The organism is Flagellimonas profundi, from assembly GCF_017313275.1.
In the GTDB taxonomy this organism is placed as follows: domain Bacteria; phylum Bacteroidota; class Bacteroidia; order Flavobacteriales; family Flavobacteriaceae; genus Flagellimonas; species Flagellimonas profundi.
The window spans coordinates 960,637-979,255 of the sequence record NZ_JAFLNM010000002.1 but is presented as its reverse complement, the minus strand read 5'-3'; the positions used below and the strand labels follow the sequence as shown (position 1 = coordinate 979,255).

The 18,619-nt window shown below is 42.0% G+C and carries 17 protein-coding genes; 5 read left to right on the top strand and 12 right to left on the bottom strand.

What is annotated here, in order from left to right:
• The 5 genes from J0654_RS13315 to J0654_RS13295 form a co-directional block, all read right to left on the bottom strand.
• Positions 1-592, bottom strand: a 592-nt coding sequence (locus J0654_RS13315) for a hypothetical protein (RefSeq protein WP_207029572.1), incomplete at its 3' end; no start/stop codon positions are given.
• A 142-nt stretch (positions 593-734) separates the two neighbouring features.
• Positions 735-1,619: an ACP S-malonyltransferase gene (fabD, locus tag J0654_RS13310; protein ID WP_207029571.1), complete on the bottom strand. Its 885-nt coding sequence runs from the start codon at positions 1,617-1,619 to the stop codon at positions 735-737.
• 205 nt (positions 1,620-1,824) lie between these two features.
• On the bottom strand, positions 1,825-2,340 hold the full coding sequence (locus tag J0654_RS13305) for a gamma carbonic anhydrase family protein (RefSeq protein WP_207029570.1): 516 nt from the start codon (positions 2,338-2,340) through the stop codon (positions 1,825-1,827).
• 56 nt (positions 2,341-2,396) lie between these two features.
• Positions 2,397-3,128 carry a LytR/AlgR family response regulator transcription factor gene (locus J0654_RS13300; RefSeq protein WP_207029569.1) on the bottom strand — a complete coding sequence of 244 codons (732 nt, stop codon included), beginning with the start codon at positions 3,126-3,128 and terminating at the stop codon, positions 2,397-2,399.
• Entirely contained in the window at positions 3,128-5,347 is a 2,220-nt protein-coding gene (locus J0654_RS13295) for a tetratricopeptide repeat-containing sensor histidine kinase (RefSeq protein WP_207029568.1), read from the bottom strand. Before J0654_RS13295 ends, J0654_RS13300 begins: the two co-directional genes overlap by 1 nt.
• Positions 5,348-5,535: 188 nt before the next feature.
• On the opposite strand from J0654_RS13295, the gene J0654_RS13290 reads away from it, so the two are divergent.
• Positions 5,536-6,705 carry a vWA domain-containing protein gene (locus J0654_RS13290; protein ID WP_207029567.1) on the top strand — a complete coding sequence of 390 codons (1,170 nt, stop codon included), beginning with the start codon at positions 5,536-5,538 and terminating at the stop codon, positions 6,703-6,705.
• A 53-nt stretch (positions 6,706-6,758) separates the two neighbouring features.
• Here the strand turns inward: J0654_RS13290 and J0654_RS13285 are convergent, their stop codons facing one another.
• Positions 6,759-7,754 (bottom strand): PorP/SprF family type IX secretion system membrane protein, encoded by a 996-nt coding sequence (locus tag J0654_RS13285; RefSeq protein ID WP_207029566.1) that lies wholly within the window; start codon positions 7,752-7,754, stop codon positions 6,759-6,761.
• A 124-nt stretch (positions 7,755-7,878) separates the two neighbouring features.
• On the opposite strand from J0654_RS13285, the gene J0654_RS13280 reads away from it, so the two are divergent.
• The 4 genes from J0654_RS13280 (at position 7,879) to J0654_RS13265 (ending at position 12,132) form a co-directional block, all read left to right on the top strand.
• Positions 7,879-8,775, top strand: coding sequence for a NifU family protein (locus J0654_RS13280; RefSeq protein WP_207029565.1), 897 nt, complete (start codon positions 7,879-7,881; stop codon positions 8,773-8,775).
• Between the two features lie 72 nt (positions 8,776-8,847).
• Positions 8,848-9,048, top strand: a complete 201-nt coding sequence (locus tag J0654_RS13275; RefSeq protein WP_207029564.1) for a dodecin family protein — start codon at positions 8,848-8,850, stop codon at positions 9,046-9,048.
• A 67-nt stretch (positions 9,049-9,115) separates the two neighbouring features.
• Positions 9,116-11,215, top strand: coding sequence for a thioredoxin domain-containing protein (locus J0654_RS13270; protein ID WP_207029563.1), 2,100 nt, complete (start codon positions 9,116-9,118; stop codon positions 11,213-11,215).
• 89 nt (positions 11,216-11,304) lie between these two features.
• Positions 11,305-12,132: a mechanosensitive ion channel family protein gene (locus J0654_RS13265; RefSeq protein ID WP_207029562.1), complete on the top strand. Its 828-nt coding sequence runs from the start codon at positions 11,305-11,307 to the stop codon at positions 12,130-12,132.
• Here the strand turns inward: J0654_RS13265 and tsaB are convergent.
• The 6 genes from tsaB to J0654_RS13235 are packed head-to-tail and all read right to left on the bottom strand — an operon-like array spanning position 12,129 to position 18,558.
• Positions 12,129-12,809, bottom strand: a complete 681-nt coding sequence (tsaB, locus tag J0654_RS13260; RefSeq protein ID WP_207029561.1) for a tRNA (adenosine(37)-N6)-threonylcarbamoyltransferase complex dimerization subunit type 1 TsaB — start codon at positions 12,807-12,809, stop codon at positions 12,129-12,131. The genes J0654_RS13265 and tsaB overlap by 4 nt on opposite strands.
• Positions 12,810-12,825: 16 nt before the next feature.
• Positions 12,826-14,175, bottom strand: a complete 1,350-nt coding sequence (locus J0654_RS13255) for a TolC family protein (RefSeq protein ID WP_207029560.1) — start codon at positions 14,173-14,175, stop codon at positions 12,826-12,828.
• Positions 14,176-14,217: 42 nt separating this feature from the next.
• The gene (locus tag J0654_RS13250; protein WP_207029559.1) at positions 14,218-15,336 is read right to left on the bottom strand and encodes an efflux RND transporter periplasmic adaptor subunit; all 1,119 of its coding nucleotides are present in this window, start codon (positions 15,334-15,336) and stop codon (positions 14,218-14,220) included.
• 39 nt (positions 15,337-15,375) lie between these two features.
• Positions 15,376-16,575: an ABC transporter permease gene (locus J0654_RS13245; RefSeq protein ID WP_237685991.1), complete on the bottom strand. Its 1,200-nt coding sequence runs from the start codon at positions 16,573-16,575 to the stop codon at positions 15,376-15,378.
• Between the two features lie 59 nt (positions 16,576-16,634).
• A complete protein-coding gene (locus J0654_RS13240) occupies positions 16,635-17,864 on the bottom strand; it encodes an ABC transporter permease (protein WP_207029557.1) in 1,230 nt (409 codons plus the stop codon).
• Complete coding sequence (locus J0654_RS13235) at positions 17,857-18,558, bottom strand: ABC transporter ATP-binding protein (RefSeq protein WP_100817242.1); 702 nt, start codon at positions 18,556-18,558, stop codon at positions 17,857-17,859. The genes J0654_RS13240 and J0654_RS13235 overlap by 8 nt, the downstream gene beginning before the upstream one ends.
• Between the last annotated feature and the right edge of the window lie 61 nt (positions 18,559-18,619).

Genomic DNA, 18,619 nt, shown 5'->3' with positions numbered 1-18,619 from the left:
CCTCCCCGGTGTCGCCCGAGGAAACATCGAAAACAACGTCCGTGGTCGGCTGGGTGTCCAGAACCACCGTGAAGGTGTCCGTGGTGCCCGTCTCCGAAGTGGCGGTCGCCCCGCCCTCTTCCGCGATCGTGAACCCGGCTATATCATCGTCCGCGTTGTCAACCGAGACCGTTTGAGGCGCCAGCAAATCGAAGGCATCATCACTGCTCGCGGCATTCACGCTTATCGTTATGTCGTAGGTCTGTGCACCGTCGGCAACCGCATCGTCAACGCCAGTGACCGTGACCGTCTGCGGAGTGTCCCAGTTACCGTTGGTGAAGGTCAGCTGTGCCTGGTCCACCGTGCCCTCCCCGGTGTCGCCCGAGGAAACATCGAAAACAACGTCCGTGGTCGGCTGGGTGTCCAGAACCACCGTGAAGGTGTCCGTGGTGCCCGTCTCCGAAGTGGCGGTCGCCCCGCCCTCTTCCGCGATCGTGAAACTTTGGCCAAACCCTATTCCAATCCCTAACAGAAAAAAAAGTACAAAGAAAATATTTTTGCGAGCTGCTATGCTTCGCAGTGGATTTGAGGGATTTTTAAAGAAAGTCGACATCACCAATACTATCAGTTTCAGTTTGTTTTAAAGCTAAATGTAGGTCGGTGATTTGGGAACTACCAATATTACAAAAAAGGCAAGGAAGTTCCTTGCCTATTAGTTTAAATCTCTATTTATTCGGATAAACTGTTTTACTTGTTTAAGAAACTTCGGCAGAACTGGTTTCAGCTTCACGGTGGATTTTCTTTACCAAACCTTGCAACACCTTGCCCGGTCCTACTTCCACAAAGGATGTGGCACCATCTTTCACCATTTGCTGTACGCTTTGCGTCCACTTTACGGGAGCAGTCAATTGCAATATCAAATTCTTTTTGATTTCCTCGGCATCGGACACGGCCGTAGTGGTCACATTTTGGTAAATAGGACAGCTTGGTGTTTTAAATTCCGTAGATCCAATGGCTGCTGCCAATTCTTCCCTTGCTGGCTCCATTAAAGGTGAATGAAAAGCACCTCCAACAGGCAACAATAGTGCCCTTCTGGCCCCGGCTTCTTTCATCTTTTCACAGGCAACGTTTACAGCATCCACCTCTCCGGAGATCACCAACTGCCCGGGACAGTTGTAGTTAGCGGGTACTACAATACCTTCAACTTCATTACAAATCTTTTCTACAACTTCATCTTCCAAACCTAAAACTGCCGCCATGGTGCTAGGTTGAATCTCACATGCCTTTTGCATGGCCAAAGCACGTTGTGAAACCAATTTTAAACCGTCTTCAAAATTCAGGGTGCCGTTGGCGACCAGAGCGGAAAATTCACCCAAGGAATGACCTGCCACCATATCTGGCTTAAAAGTATCCCCCAATACCTTGCTCAAAATCACGGAATGCAAAAAGATGGCCGGTTGGGTCACCTTGGTCTGTTTAAGATCATCAGCTGTTCCTTCGAACATAATATCCGTAATGGAAAAACCCAATATCTCATTGGCTTTTTCAAAGAGTTCTTGCGCTTCGGAATGGTTCTCGTAAAGGTCCAAGCCCATACCTACAAATTGCGCTCCTTGTCCAGGAAAAATATATGCGTTCATAGTTGTCGAGTTTTTTTGAGTGGGACAAAAATAGGGAATATTCTTCGATAGCTTTTGGGGTGGTTGGATTGTTGGATTTCTCGATTGTTGGATGATTGGATTTTTGGATGATTGGACTATTGGATTCTGGATTGTTGGATTTTTGGATGATCAGACTTTTGGATGATTGGATTGGTCGACTAATACACCTCAACCCTTTCAGTACCTAATCTTCCTTGAACCAACTGGAATATTTTACGTAATTATTGGCAATCCTATCTATTTCGCCTTTGGAAAGCTCCGGGCTGATATCCTTTATTTTTTTTGCGGGCATTCCTGCATAAACACTTCCCGCCTCAACCTTTGTTCCAGCGGTCACAACCGCTCCAGCAGCTATAATGGAATTGCTTTCCACAACGCAATCATCCATAATTATGCTTCCCATTCCTACCAAAACATTGTCTTTAATGGTACATCCATGCACAATGGCATTGTGCCCAATGGATACATTATTTCCTATGGTGGTCGAAGATTTTTTGTAGGTGCAATGTATAACGGCCCCATCTTGTACATTTACCTTATTGCCCATTTTTATAAAATGGACATCTCCCCTGATCACTGCATTGAACCAAATACTACATTGATCACCCATGCTAACTTCACCTACAATAACAGCATTCTCGGCGATAAAACAATCTTTTCCAATTTCGGGGGATTTACCTCTTACGGGTTTAATAATCATTGAAATGAATTTTGAATTTTTATTAAAGGGTATTCGACCTTGGTCGATGGTACAATTTATTGAAAATACGACAATAGATCGGCTTTTTTGGATGCGGACACGGAAAGTTCCTTGCCGTTGGAAAGTACCACACTGCCTCCTTTTCCTTTTTTATATTTTACCACTTCGGTCACGTTTACCAAATACGATTTATGGATTCGAGCAAAAGAATAGGACTGTAAGGCCTCTTCAAAATACTTTAGTGTTTTGCTCACCACGATTTTTTTCTTTTCGAGATAGATTTCGGTGTAGTTGTCATCTGCTTTGCAAAAATAGATATCGGACACATCCAACACTTGAAAACCATCTTGCTGAGGCAATGTTATTTTACCCTCTGCCCGAACAGGTCGGGCCTGCAACACTTGTCCTTCCAAGGCATTTTCCTTTTCCTTAATGGCCCTTACATATTCCACTGCCTTGATCAATTCATCAATATTGATGGGCTTCATCAAATAATAAGCAGCATGATGGTTTAGCGCATCCATGGCATACTGATTATAAGCCGTGACGAAAATGGTCTCAAAAGTACGATCTGGAATTTGGTCCAACAGATCAAACGCATTGCCAAATGGCATTTCCACGTCCAAAAAGACCAGGTCGGGATGATGTTTTTTGATTTGAACCAAACCTTCTTCAATAGTGGCGCCCTCGCCAAGCAAGGTGATATTTTCACAGTATTTCGCCAAGTAGTTCCTAAGGATTTCCCTGCTATTGGCTTCATCTTCCACAATGACCGCTTTGAGTTCCATTATTGTTTTTTGAGTTTTAGGGACACCCGCGTACCCGTTTGGTCGTTATTTAAATCTGAAATGGATACTTCCACCCTATTTTTGTACATGTCGTTCAAAATTCGGATTCGTTTTTGAATGTTACCCATTCCCTTGGACTTCTGTTTTTTCTGATTGGCAGTCTTTAAGGCAGTCGATTTTTTTCTTCCAATACCATTGTCCTCAATACAGATTTCGAGCATATCTTCAGTAAGCTGCCTTACTTTAATTTTTAAAAATCCTTTCTCATCCTTGTAACGCAAGCCATGCCAAATGGCGTTCTCGATATACGGCTGAAGTAACATCGGTGGAATTTGGAAAGCATCAATCTCTATTTTTTTATCCACCTCAATTTCATAATCAAACTTTTCGGAGAAGCGGGAATGTTCCAGTTTCACGTAAAGTTCCAACAACTCCAATTCTTTCGCCAAAGGGATAAAATCCTCTTCGGAATTCTCCAGTACACTGCGCATAAGCACCGAGAACTCGCTTAAAAAACGGTTGGCACTTCGTTCATCGCTTTTGGCGATGTAATTGTTCACGGAGTTGAGCGCGTTAAAAATAAAATGGGGATTCATCTGTGTACGTAGCGATTTCAAGGCCAAGAGGTTGTTCGCCAATTTTTGCTGTTTGTTGCTTCGGTAGTACAAAAATGCCGTGAGTGCCAGTGAGGCAATTCCAAATATCAACGAATAAATGATCCATTTTTGGCGCTTGCTGGTCTCCTCGTACAACTGCTGTTCGGTTACCGCCAAGCTATATTTACTTTGACTGAGTTCTCTTTCTTGTTCCAAACTCGAGATTCGGTTCTGTGTGTTTGCGATTTCTCGATTAAAGCGGGCGGCCCTCGATATTTCCTGTTCCTTTTGTACATAAAGGCTATCCACGACTGCTACGTAATCCTGATAAGATTCCAAAGCCTTGGTATAATCACCTTTATACTTGTACACTTCGGATAATTTTCGTGTCGCATCCTTTTGCACCACCAAATCATCATCCTTGTCGGCCTCCACAATACTTTTTTCGAGGTAAGGAATGGCCTCGTCCAACTTATCTTGGGCAATATAGGCATTGGCTATTTTATAGTTGATGCGCTGTGAGGTAATGGTATCCCTCGTTAGTGAAATTCCTTGGTCCACAGAAGCCACACCCGGTCTTGCAAGCGAATTCAGCTCATTCAGGTTTCTTTTGCGCAGTTGGATTTCATCATTGTATCGACTTTTTTGATTGTAAAAATCCGCCACTTTTTCACTTTCCTGGATCATTCTTTCCGGCGCTACTTTTTTAGAAAGGTCCAAAGAGTTTCGATAAAAACCTTCGGCCTCGATCACTCTGTCCTCACTGGCAAATACATCTGCTATTTTCGAACTCAGATCGATCTCCTTTGGAGGGATTTGATTTTTTTCTGCAATAAGAAGTCCTTCTTGATAATACTCCTGGGCCTGTTTTAGGTTTGAGAGCCCTTTATTGGCGTCCCCTAAAGCTTCATAAAGTTCTATCCGTTGATAGGGAACCATGTTTTTAACTGCTACCAAAGGTTCCAAAATAGCTATTGCACTTTCATGATCACCATTCAACACATACGCCTGACCCAACAACAACTCGGTTTTGCTGGACTTTTGTGCAGCCAAGGCATCCTTAAAGTTGGTGATGGCCAAATCGTACTGCTTGTGAAACATATAAATTTCTCCAAGTGCTCTTAAAGAAGAGGATAGCTCCCTTTTGTTACCGGAGTTGCCGAGAGATTCCATGGATTGGGCAATAAAATCGATGCTTTTCTCGAAATCGGTCTTTTTATAAAAATTGGCCGAATCCAAAAAGCGCTGATGGTCCATCAAACTATTTCTGGATGGGGGTACTTCGCGCTTTTGCTTACGGGAAGAAACAGCACCTCCATAACCCTTTACGAGCACATCCACATCTTCAGCTGATTTAATTCGATAATGCACGGTTTCCAGCTCGGTGCCTTCAAAAATCAATAGGTCTCCTATCGACGCCTTTATTTTAAATTCCCCTAAGGCATTGGTTGTGGTATATGCGCCCTTATCTGTGGTAACCTGTACTCCGGAAATGGGTGCACGGCTCTCCATTCCCTTCACGGAACCCTTTATTTCCATTTCTACCCTGGCATTTCCAACTTGCGCCAATGCACCTAGGGACGTTAACAGCAACAATACTACTATGTACGCCTTTTTTACCATAACTATAGGTAAACATACTATTTTAAAAAATGACCTGTTATTGATTTTCACGAAAAAACATGCTGATTTTCCCGGATTACGAAGTTGCAGGTATCAGTTGCTCATTTTAACCATCCTTTCACTCATTCTTGATTTTTTTTACTGAAAGATGCCGATAGATTTACCTCAACATTAAAAATTATTGCATCATGAAACATATTAAATACATACTGAGCTCAGCACTTTTGTTGTTTATGACCGCTTCTTCCTATGGCTGTAACCTTAAGGCCCATACCAAAGAAAAAGCTACATTAATTACCCCATATGCCAGCAAAAAGACCAAAGAACAATATGTTAAGATTGCCTTGTTGTTGGATACCAGCAACAGCATGGATGGACTCATCAATCAGGCCAAGGCACAATTATGGGACATTGTGAACGAGTTTACCCATGCCAAATGCGGCACCAATGTGCGACCATCCCTTCAAATTGCCCTTTACGAGTACGGAAACGACAATCTTTCGTCCCGAGAAGGTTACATAAGACAGGTTTTGGGGTTCAGCAACGACTTGGATGAAATCTCGGAAAAGCTTTTTTCACTGACCACCAACGGAGGCGAGGAATATTGTGGACAAGTAATCCACACTTCGTTAAAACAATTGGATTGGGGTAAAAACGCGGATGACCTTAAAATGATCTTTATTGCCGGCAACGAACCTTTTACTCAAGGAAAACTGGATTTCAGGGATGCAGCGACCAATGCCAAGGAAAAGGATATTATCGTAAATACGATTTTTTGCGGTAATTATGAGCAGGGTATTTCCACTTTGTGGAAAAAAGGCGCCATGCTCACTGGTGGCGAGTACATGGCCATTGACCACAATAGGCAAGTGATCCATATCAACACTCCGTATGATGACATTATCATCCGGCTGAATTCAAAATTAAACAACACCTATATTTCCTATGGTTCCATGGGCATGCGAAAAAAAGAACTACAATATGCCCAGGATGCGAATGCAGCAAATCTAGAAGAAGCCGTAGCGGTTAAACGAGCTGTGAGCAAAAGTTCAAGGTTGTACAAAAATTCACAATGGGACTTGGTGGATGCGGCAGAGGCTGACGAAGTCGTCATCTCAGAATTAAAGGACACAGACCTACCGAAAGAACTCCAAGGAAAATCCGAAGGTGAGATTATGACCTACATCAAACAAAAGAAAACGGAACGGGAAGAAATCCAAAAAAAGATACAGGAACTCAATGCCAAACGTGAAGTTTATATTGCCGAGCATCAAAAAGAGGAAATAGGAGAGCTTGAAAATGCGATGCTTTCGGCCATAAAGGCTCAGGCTTCCCGGAAAAATTTCACTTGGGATTAGTACTAATGTTGAACGGCTGATTCTAAATGGTCCATCGACATCGGTGGGCCATTTTAATTATTGGCCGCAGGACAATAGCAATCATATCGTTTTCCTTGGTCGCTCTGTCCAAATTCGTAACCCAAGGTAATCTGATGAAAACCACCATTATCAAAACGAATATCGCCCGATTGATAAGAGTAATTATAAGAGAACATAAACCTGTTCACATTAACCCCAATAATCGGTGTAAACAATTGTAGTCGTTGCTCACCAAATTGACCATTGGTTTGAAATTGTGCCCCATCAAAACTGCGACGGTAGGACAGCCCTGCCCATACTGTTCCAAAACTCACATCGCGGTATACCTTGGCGTTCAGGTCCACGGTCTTCTCTTTGGTAAAGTCCGTCATCTGAAACAAAATGGACGGCTCTATTCTTGTTTCCCTGCCAAAAACATATCCTACGGAGAACAAGTACCTCCTTAAGTTATCGAACTCAGCAGCTGTGTACAGGTCTCGCCCAGTACCCAAAATATTAAGAACGGCAGCATGGGCATAGAATTCGAACAAGTTGTAAGAAACACCAAGATCCATGTTAAAATAACTGGTAGTGTTTTTTACCCCCGTTACCACAGGGTCTGGAATTACGGATCTAAATTCTGTTTCGTCCAAGCTACTCAAAATAACGCCTGCACTTAAACCAAAAGACAACTGGTTGAGCGTCCTAAAATCGCCCCCTAATTGAAGATGGTGCGCATAGGTAGCTTTGAAGCCCGTTTGCGAATGGTAACCATTGGAATCGTTAAACAGTATGCCCCCTATTCCACTGCGCTCACCTACCCTGGAATTTATATTCAATGTTTGCAAGCTCGGTGCCTCGTCCACATTAAACCATTGTTTCCTGGCCGTTAGACGAATTTTGGTGCCCTCTGCAATACCTGCCATGGATGGATAGACCAAATAATAATTGTCCGCCAAGTAGTCAAAATACACTGGGATTCCCTCCTGTGCCTTGGCCATACTTCCAAAAAACAGGGTTATAATAATCGAGGTTAAGATGCGTCTCATGTGACGGATGGGGCTAATGGTTGTTCACTACAATAAAACAATAAGATAACGGAAAGCCGCATACAATATTATAATATTTTGCTGCGCATCTGAACTATTGGTATTTTTGCATCAAATATTCAAGATGAAAGAGTACAATATCACGATAGTCCCGACCAACAATCCCAAGATCATTAAATTGGAAGCCAACCATTTTTTGGTAAAGGGCAACTACGAATATAAAAATATAGACGAGGCCAAAAATTCGCCTCTGGCCCAACAACTTTTCTACCTTCCGTTTGTAAAGACCGTTTACATTGCAAGCAATTTTGTGGCTTTGGAAAGGTTCGACATTGTAGAATGGGAAGATGTGAAGGACGAAGTGGCCCAACAACTGGTGGAGTACCTCAATGCAGGGGAGCCCGTGGTAAACGAAGAGGATGTAAAAAAGAAGCAACCCATTACAGTTTACGCCGAGGTAACACCCAACCCTGCGGTAATGAAGTTCGTATCCAACAAAAAAATTGTGCCCAGCACCTACGAGTTCAAGAACATCGATGAGGCAAAAGAGTCGCCTTTAGCGATGGAACTATTCCACCTTCCTTTTGTAAAGGAGGTATTTATGGACGAAAACTATGTTTCCGTTACCAAATATGAAGTAGCCGATTGGGAAGAAATCAATATGCAACTCCGCGAATTTATTAGGGATTACCTGGCCGATGGCAAAGATGTTGTGACGGCGGAAGCCATTCAAAAAAGTAAGGAAACCGTAGAGCAAAATAAAGCTGGCACGGATTACGATGACACATCGCTCCAAATCATAGACATTTTGGAAGAATATGTAAAACCGGCGGTGGCAGGTGATGGAGGAAACATTCTTTTCCAGTCGTACGAAGAGGAAAGCGGAACGGTGAGCGTAATCCTTCAAGGTGCCTGCAGCGGTTGCCCATCCTCTACTTTTACTTTGAAAAACGGAATCGAAACCATGCTAAAGAACATGATGGGAGAAAAAATCAAAGAGGTTGTTGCCCTAAACGGTTAATTAACTTGATTTTACTGCCATTTTCCCACCAAAAATCGTTAAATTTTAGGGAATCAAAAAAATACATTGACCATGGCAGTTTTAAAAGTTATCGAAGTATTGGCGAATTCCAACAAAAGTTGGGAAGACGCGACCAACAAAGCGTTGGAACAAGCTTCAAAATCAGTTAAAAACATTCGTTCCATCTACATCAATGAGCAAAGTGCCACTGTAAAAGATGGAAAAATTGATGACTATAGGGTAAACGTGAAAATTACCTTTGAAGTACAGTAATACAATGGAAGAAAAGAGAATGCGTCCCGAACGGACGCATTTTTTTATGCTTTAACATAATGATGTAATGAAAAAAGTACTTTTCTTCATACTAGTTTTAACAGCAGCCCTAAGTTGCAAACAAAAATCCGACGAAGTGAGCCAAAAACATACCAATGCCCTAATCCACGAGACAAGCCCATACCTTTTACAACACGCCCATAATCCGGTGAATTGGGAAGCATGGCATCCAGAGGTGCTGGAGAGGGCCAAAAAGGAAGATAAGCTTCTTCTCATCAGCATTGGATATGCCGCTTGCCATTGGTGCCATGTTATGGAAAAGGAATGTTTTGAGGACGAGCAAGTAGCCCAATTGATGAACGATAACTTCATAAACATAAAAATTGACCGTGAGGAACGACCGGATGTGGATCAAATCTATATGGACGCCATACAAATGATATCCGGACAAGGTGGGTGGCCCCTTAACATTGTTGCCCTGCCGGACGGGAGACCTTTTTGGGGCGCTACCTACGTTCCCAAGGACAATTGGATAAAATCCCTCGAGCAACTAGCCGAGCTTTACAAAAAGGACAAACCGCGGGTTACCAAATATGCCAGTGATTTGGCCAATGGGCTACATGCCATCAACCTCGTGGAAAACGAAAAGGACAGTGAACTCTATTCTTTAGAACAATTGGATGCCGCGGTACACAATTGGACACAATATTTTGATACGTTTTTGGGAGGACATAAGCGTGCTCCAAAATTCATGATGCCCAATAACTGGGATTTTTTATTGCATTATGCCACCGCAACCAACAAACCCGATATTATGGAGTTTGTGGACACTACGCTTACACGTATTGCCTACGGTGGCGTTTACGACCATGTCGGTGGAGGGTTTTCCCGATACGCCGTCGATGTAAAATGGCACGTGCCCCACTTCGAAAAAATGTTGTACGATAACGGTCAGCTGACAAGTTTATATGCGAAGGCATATACCGTAACAAAAAATGACCTGTACAAGGATGTCGTTAATGAGACTGTGGCTTTTGTAAAAGAGGAGCTTCTGGACCAAAGCGGTGGTTTTTACTCCTCTTTGGATGCAGATAGTTTGGACGAAAATGGAAAACTTGAAGAGGGTGCCTATTATGTTTGGACAAAAGAGGAACTTGCACAACTATTGGGCAATGATTATGAAATGTTCCAAGAATATTTCAACATCAATTCCTATGGACATTGGGAAGATGGCAATTATGTACTTATACGGGACAAATCCGATGAAGACATTGCTGAAAAATTTCAAATCACCGTTCCCGAGTTAAAATCTAAAATAAACACAGACCTGACGCTGCTCAAAAAGGAAAGGAACAAACGTCCAAGACCAAGACTGGATGATAAAATATTGACGTCCTGGAACGGATTGATGCTCAAAGGACTTGTGGATGCCTATCGATATTTGGGCCAAGAAGCATATTTGGACCTCGCCCTGAAGAATGCAGCATTCATCCAACGGGAAATGATCCGGGAAGATTATTCTCTTTACAGAAATCACAAGGAAGGTAAGAGTACCATCAATGCCTTTTTGGACGATTATGCAACCGTAATCGATGCATACCTCTCACTATATGAAGTTACTTTTGATGAAAAATGGCTGAATTTGTCCAAACATCTACTTGACTATGCCATAAAACATTTTCAGGATAAAGAATCCGGTATGTTCTTTTACACCTCCGATAAAGACCGTTCCTTGATTCGAAGGACCATTGAAATCGATGATAATGTGATTTCTTCCTCGAATTCCATGATGGCCATCAACTTGTTCAAAATGCATAAGATTTATCCGGACAAAACCTATGGTGATGTATCCAAACAAATGCTGAAAAACGTTCAAAAGGATTTTGATAAAAGAGCGCAAGGATTTTCCAACTGGCTGCATTTGGCACTGTTCCAAAACCAAAATTTTTATGAAATCGCAGTGCTTGGTGAAAATTTCAAATCCATGGGGCAAGAGCTGGCAAAGGCATACGTTCCCAACAGCATTTTGGTCGGGGCCGCAAAAGACGGTGACCTGGAACTACTGAAAAACAGGACAGTACCTGGAAAAACCTTAACTTATGTCTGTATCGAGGGAGCATGCAAACTCCCTGTGACCAGTGCAGAAAAGGCTTTGGAGCAGTTATAGACGGCTTTAACATTAACATTTGTTTAAAAACCTTTTCTTTTATTTCATTTGAATATTAACTACGTTGCTATTTAAACTAAAAAACCATTATGGAAGAACTAGAAAATTATCAAGATTACTTGGACCAAGCAGTTGAATGGGCGATTGGCATAGTACCAAGTCTTATTACGGCCATTGTCATATTTTTTGTCGGTCTTTGGGTCATTTCATTCATCAATAAAATGGTGCGTCGTTTTTTCAAGAAAAAGGACTACGATGAAACTTTGGAATCCTTTTTACAAAGTTTTATCAGCATTACCCTAAAAGCTTTATTGTTTGTTTTGGTGATTACGCAGCTGGGTGTCAAGACCTCATCTTTGGTGGCCATAGTAGGTGCTGCCGGTCTTGCCATTGGATTGGCGCTACAGGGCTCCTTGGCCAATTTTGCAGGTGGTGTTCTGATTTTGATTTTCAAGCCCTTTAAATTGGGGGATTTTATTTCTGCCCAAGGCGTGGACGGAACCGTAAAGGAAATTTCCATCTTCAATACAAAACTGAGTACGTTCGGCAACCAAATTGCCATAATTCCTAATGGACAATTGTCCAACGGAAACATCATCAACTATAATATGGAAAATACCCGTAGGGATAAAATCGATGTTGGTATCGGATACGGGTCAAACATTAAAGAGGCTAAAGAAATTCTTTTAAAGATCTGTGCCGAAAACCCTAATATCAACACAGAACCTGCACCTGAAGTATATGTAGGTGAATTGGGGGACAGTTCCGTAAACCTCACCTTGCGTTTTTGGGCCAATAACGATGTATTTTGGCCAGCACACTTTTATGTGATCGAGCAAACAAAATTACGCTTTGATGCCGCTGGAATCGAGATTCCTTTCCCACAACGGGTTATGCACAAAGCTATGGAAGATTAATTCTTCTTCTTTTTTTGCTGAAGTACAAAGTCCTTGAGGTAGTAAGGTTCAAAATAGGCCACATCCTCAAATTGATTGGACTTAAATTTCTCGAAAGCAATTGAAGCCATCTGTTTTGAAGAGGGAACAACAGAATCGTTAAAAACAAAGTTGGGGTGTTGCAAGGCACCCCTACATTTTTCTGCACCACTCCCTAAAACGTAAACTTTTTTGCCAGAAACATAATCAGCAAAAGATGCTTCATTGATAACTTCTGCGCGGGTTTCGCGTATTTCTTGGTAGTTGTTATCATAAACGCAAGAGTATACTTCCATACGTCTGGCATCCAGAACAGGAATTACCATTTCCCCTGGTTCCAATTGCACTTGATGCGCCATGCTTTGCAAAGTTGGAATGGAAATCAAAGGCAAATCCAAAGAAAAACACAATCCTTTTGCCGCAGACACTCCAATTCGGAGTCCTGTATAGGACCCTGGGCCTTTACTAATGGCAACGGCATCTAAGTCTGAAAATGACAAAGAAGCCTCTTTCAAGGCTTCTTTTATAAATACGTGTAATTGCTCGGAATGTGAATAGTTCGCTGCATTGTTCTCTTGTAGGACAACAACTTTGTCGTCATTTGAAATGCTCACAGAGCAATTGGTAGTCGCAGTTTCTAGATTTAATATTATGGCCATAGCGGCCACAAAGATACTAGTTTAATGCAATGGGTATACCAAAATAGAATTCCAAAATTTTCAATCGGAAAATGTAGTTGTACTTGGTCCTGATTACATCCGCTTGGGCATTTTCCAGTCTAGCTTGTGCTTGACTAAAATCAAAGGCGTTCATTAAACCAACATCGTAACGCTCCTTGGCATATTCATAGGACAAACGCCTCGCTTCCAACGTTTTTTCGGCTGCAACATAGGCTTTCTCGAAAGTACCCACATCTACATAAGCCTGTTGTATAGCGTTTTCCAAATCCAGTTTATCCTGTTCCAACTGTAATCTTGCTTTCTCCAAGCTGATTTTTGAACGTTTTACATTGTTGCGTGTGCTCCATCCGTTAAAAATGGGAACGCTTAATTGTGCACCGTAACTAATACCATCAAAAATCCAAAGCTGATCGGTAAAATTAGGAGTGTAAGGAACACCGTTTCCATCAGGTATCTGGGTTACATCAGAATACCGTGTACCGTACTGGAAAAACCCGGACAACGTTGGCAAGTAAGCCCCTTTGGCAATCTTAAGATCTTGCTCGGCCACTTCAACATTGGTTTCAGAGAACTTGATGTCATTTCTAAAGCCCAATGCCTTGTCAAAAATCACTTTAGGAGAATTGTCCAAAATATCGGAAGGTGGAATATCGAACTCTTCTTCCGCTATATCAAAGTTCTGATAATCGGTTATCTGTAGCAATTGTGCCAAATTCACCCTGGAAATAACAACTAAGCTCTCGCCGTTGATTATTTGCTGTTCTTGATTGGCAGCAGTAGCCTCAATTTCCAAAAGGTCCCCTCTGGGAACAACCCCCGACTCCACCAATTCCTTGGTTCTGATAAGGTCTTGTTCCGTAACTGCATATTGCGCCTTAAAGGTTTTAAGCTGCTCTTTATTGGAAACCACTTGCAAATAGGCATTGGCGACGTTCAACCTGATATCGTCCTTTAGGTTGTCCAAACGGTATTGATTGGCTATTGCACTCATTTTTGCCCTGTTCAAGCGGTTGATATTCCTTAACCCGTCAAAAAGGGTTACGTTGGAACTTAACCCGGCATTCACGTTGAAAGCGGTGCTATTGGTGGGCAAGTTGTTCGTTGGATTAATGGAGAAACCCGTATTACTTGAGGCCGATGTAGACCCGTTCAAGCTGGGAAGAAGATTTCCCAGGGCATCTGATTTATCGATTTTGGCATTCTCCAGATCCAGTTCAAATTGTTCTACGGTCAAATTGTTTTCCACTGCATACGCCACGCATTCCTCAAGGGTCCATTTGCGTACTTGCGCACTCGAAAAGGTAACGGCGAACAACAGTAGTACTATCGTTATGCTATTTTTCATTCGTTTTTTGATTTTGGTTTTAAAAATGATTGCGAGCATCGATTAACCTTCGTCAGATTTCTTCTCAAGCTTGTTCCAAACTTTGATCTTATCCTCTTCTCCAATGCCTGAAACGATTTCTACATCTATACCATCACTGACACCCAATTCAAGGTCCCTGCGCTCAAATTCATTTTCGCCGGTCTGCACTTCCACATATGGTTTTTCTGTCTCCTTGTCAAACTGAAGCAAAGCTTCTTTAATGGACAGTACATCTTTTTTCTCTTCCAAAACTATGGATGCGTTGGCACTGTAACCTGCTCTTACGTAAGATGTGCTATCACCATCTTTTACATCCAGATCACCCTCGATCTTAAACTGAACCGCACCTTCCTCTTCTACACCTTTAGGTGCAATGAACTTAAGTTTTGCATCGAACTTTTGCTCTTCCAGTGCGCCCAGACTGATTTCCAATGGCATACCGACATGCAGTTTACCTACTTCAGCCTCGTCCACTTCTCCTTCAAAGATCATCTTGTTCATATCGGCGATGGTCGCAATAGTTGTACCTTCGTTAAAGTTGTTACTTTGAATGACCTGATCTCCCTCTTTAACAGGAATCTCCAGAATAGTTCCGGAAACAGTGGCCCTAATATTGGTGTTGGCACTTGCCGAACCTCCGGCAGAACCTTTTCTAATGATCTGATAATCAGCCTGTGCATTTTTTAATTCTTGCATGGCCTGCTCATAGGTCAGCTTCAAATTATTGAAGTCCTGGTTCGAAATCACCCCTTTATCAAACAAGGTTTTATTTCTATCGTACTCCAATTTGGCATTGCTCAGCGCCAATTCGGCATTTCGAACCCTACCTGCCGCCTGGTTCAAGGATTGTTCATTGGGAACTACCTTGATTACGGCAATAAGGTCTCCAGATTGTACTCTTACACCCTCTTCCAAAAGGATCTTATCAATGATACCGGAAATTTGAGGTTTGATATTGATCTCATCCTCAGGAATAACCTTTCCGGTAACGATTACCTTATTTACGATGTCCTTTCGTTCTGCTGTTTCGGTTTTATACAGCTCTACAGGAGTACTGTTCTGCTTTAAAAAGTAGACTACAGCGGCCAAAATACCAATGACCACTACCCCTATCAATCCGTATTTTACATACTTGTTCATTCTTGTTTATTTGATTTCGTTATTTAATTGTATTGATGATTATTCTTCTCTTAATGCATCTATGGGTTTTATTCTTACAGCTCGGTTGGCCGGCAACAATCCGATGAGCACGCTCAGCCCTACCATTAAAATAAATGATATGACAAACTGCGGCACACTGATCATTGGTTTTACAAAAGGAAAATTATCCCCACTGCCAAACATGGCATTTAAAATGGACAATATCCCAACTGCAATGGCAAAACCTACCAAACCGGCAAATGCCGTTAATACTATGGCTTCCACAACAATCTGACGCTTCACTATCTTGGGTGTTGCCCCTAGGGCCCTTCTTACCCCGATTTCCTGCGTACGTTCTTTTACAGTAATCAAAAGGATATTACTGATCGCGATTACACCCGCCAATAGGGTAAAGATTCCAACGAAAAATGAAAATCCTTTTAGAACCGTTGTAAACGCAGTGATATTGTTGAATATTTCGGACAAATCGAAGCTACCAATGGCACGTTCGTCATCTGGATGGATATCGTATTTGACCTTTAAAATGTCCTTTATTTGTTTTTCAACGACCGGTACCGGAGTGCTTTCTTCCACAGCTATGGCCATCCAACCCATTCTATCTCCAGAATTAAATGCTTTTTGGAACGTGGTAAAGGGTATAAAAACCGCATTTTCTCCATCAATATTGATGTTGTTGTTCGGTTTATAAATCCCCACGACCGAGAAATAAATACCATTGATACGAATGTCCTGTCCTATGGCTTTTTCTCCTTTATCGAATAGGAGTTTATACGTTTCCTCCCCGATGACACAAACTTTTTTTGAACCTTCAATGTCGGTTTGGTTCAAAAACCTACCTTCCACCAACTTCTTTTTGGTGATATTGTCTATTTCCGGAAAATCACCATATACAGCGGAGCCACTTGTTTGTCCGTTTCTGTAAACGGTTACAGTTCCCCTATGGTTCCCCAATTCAATTCGAGGGGCCAACACTTCGATTTCAGGAATCTGTGTTTTCAGGATGTTCGCATCTTCAAGTTTATACCGGATTCTTCTTCCCCGCTCAAAACCTTTGTAAGGTTCGGAGGTTGACTGTCCCCAAACAAACAAGCTGTTCGAAGCTGTTCCAGCGAAAAGCTTATTGAACCCATTGCTCATACCATTGGCAGAACCCAATAACAGTACCAATATGATCATAGCGAAGATAACTCCAAGCATGGTCAAGAAGGTCCTTAGCATATTCTTGCCCAGGGTATGAAAAATTTCTATCCACAAGTCTTTATCAAATAACCACATAACTATTTATCACTTAGTGCAACAATGGGTTTAACATTTGCAGCTTTCATGGCGGGCAACAGGCCTGCCAATACTCCTGCAATTACCAAAACAATGGTGGCGGTAACCACTACCGAAAGGCTTACGGATGGATTGCTAAAAGCCGGTGTCTGAATCGTGGGACCTATGGCGGCCAAAATCATCCAGGCAAACAACAATCCCACAAAACCTGAAATTGCCGTAATAAAAACCGACTCCAACAGCACTAAGTTCACAATTTGACTAGGCCTTGCACCCAGCGCTTTTCGTATTCCAATTTCTTTGGTTCTTTCCTTAATGGTAAATACCATGATATTACCTATACCCACAATACCCGCCACGAGTATTAAAAACCCAACACCGATACCAATCCCCTTCAAAACAGCCGTAAAACTGCTGATGTTGTCATAAGCCTCTGCGTAATTAAATATGTAGAGGCCCGATTGATCTTCTGGGTCAATTTTATGACGACGCTTCATGATGTCCTCCAATCTACTCGAAAACTCCAATGAGGTAGAAATGTCATAGGTTGGATTGTAGGTTAAAGCGATCATATTGATATCATTGGTGTTCTTATAAATCCGTTGATAGGTGCTTATGGGAGCATATATCCTTCTTTCGGCATTGTCATCGCCATCATCCGTAAAGATTCCGATGACCCTAAAGGACAATCCATTGAATTCCACAAATTTGCCCAAGGGGTCTTCATTCTTAAAAAGGTCCTCAGCCACTTTTCTTCCGATAACCGCAACTTTGGCTTTGTTAACAATATCGGCCTCATTGATATATCTACCGGAAACCACCAATGTTTTTTCTATGGCCTGATGGTCGGGGTGTACAGCTTGCACGGAATAAGAACCGGTTTCATCCTTATACCTTGCCGTTGCGTTGGCATAATACCTTGCGCTTATATACTCGACATCCTCGGGAAAGCTTTGCTTGATATATTCCACATCATCATTCTCCAATTGGATTCGTCTGCCTTCTTCAAAACCACCATAGGCTTTGGATGTTGTTCCCGGACGCACAAAGATGGAGTTGGTAGCGTCATCGTTGAACTGGTTGTAAAAACCATTTTCCATGCCGTTCACAGAGGCAAGGAGCATTACCAAAATAAAGATGGCCCACCCCACAGAGAAACCCGTTAAAAAGGTTCTGAGCTTATTGGTCTTCAGCGTATTGAATATTTCCTGCCAAACGTCGCGATCAAACATACTGTTCCGCTCTTACTTGTTCGATTTTTTTATCCTCCACGATAATACCATCCTTTAGGTGTACTATTCGTTTGCACATGTGGGCAATATCCTCTTCGTGGGTCACCACCAAAATTGTATTGCCATCATCATTAATTTTTTGGATAAGGTCCATTACCTCATAGGAAGTTGTACTGTCCAATGCACCGGTCGGTTCATCCGCCAGCAGCACTTTTGGTTCTGCAGCCATGGCCCTTGCAATAGCCACCCTTTGCTTTTGACCTCCGGACAGCTCACTTGGTAAATGATCTGCCCATGGTTTTAGGCCTACTCTTTCCAAATACTTCATGGCCTTTTCTTGGCGCTCTTTTCTAGGTACTTTCTGATAATAAAGTGGAAGGGCAACATTCTCCAAAGCACTTTTATAATTGATCAGGTTAAAAGACTGAAAAATGAATCCCAAAAATTTGTTTCTATATTGGGCAGCTTTGGTTTCACTCAAATTTTTAATCGGTACACCATCTAAAGTATACTCACCGGAATCTGCTCCGTCCAACATTCCCAAAATATTCAACAAAGTAGATTTTCCAGACCCTGAAGAACCCATAATGGCCACCAGCTCGCCTTCTTCTACTTTAAAATTTATCCCTTTTAAAACATGAAGGACATTACTCCCCATTTTATAGGATTTATGAAGATCTTTGATTTCTATCATGATTGATGATGTTAGCTATCTTACTTTTACTTCTGCTTGTAAGACATATAAGTTGTTAAAA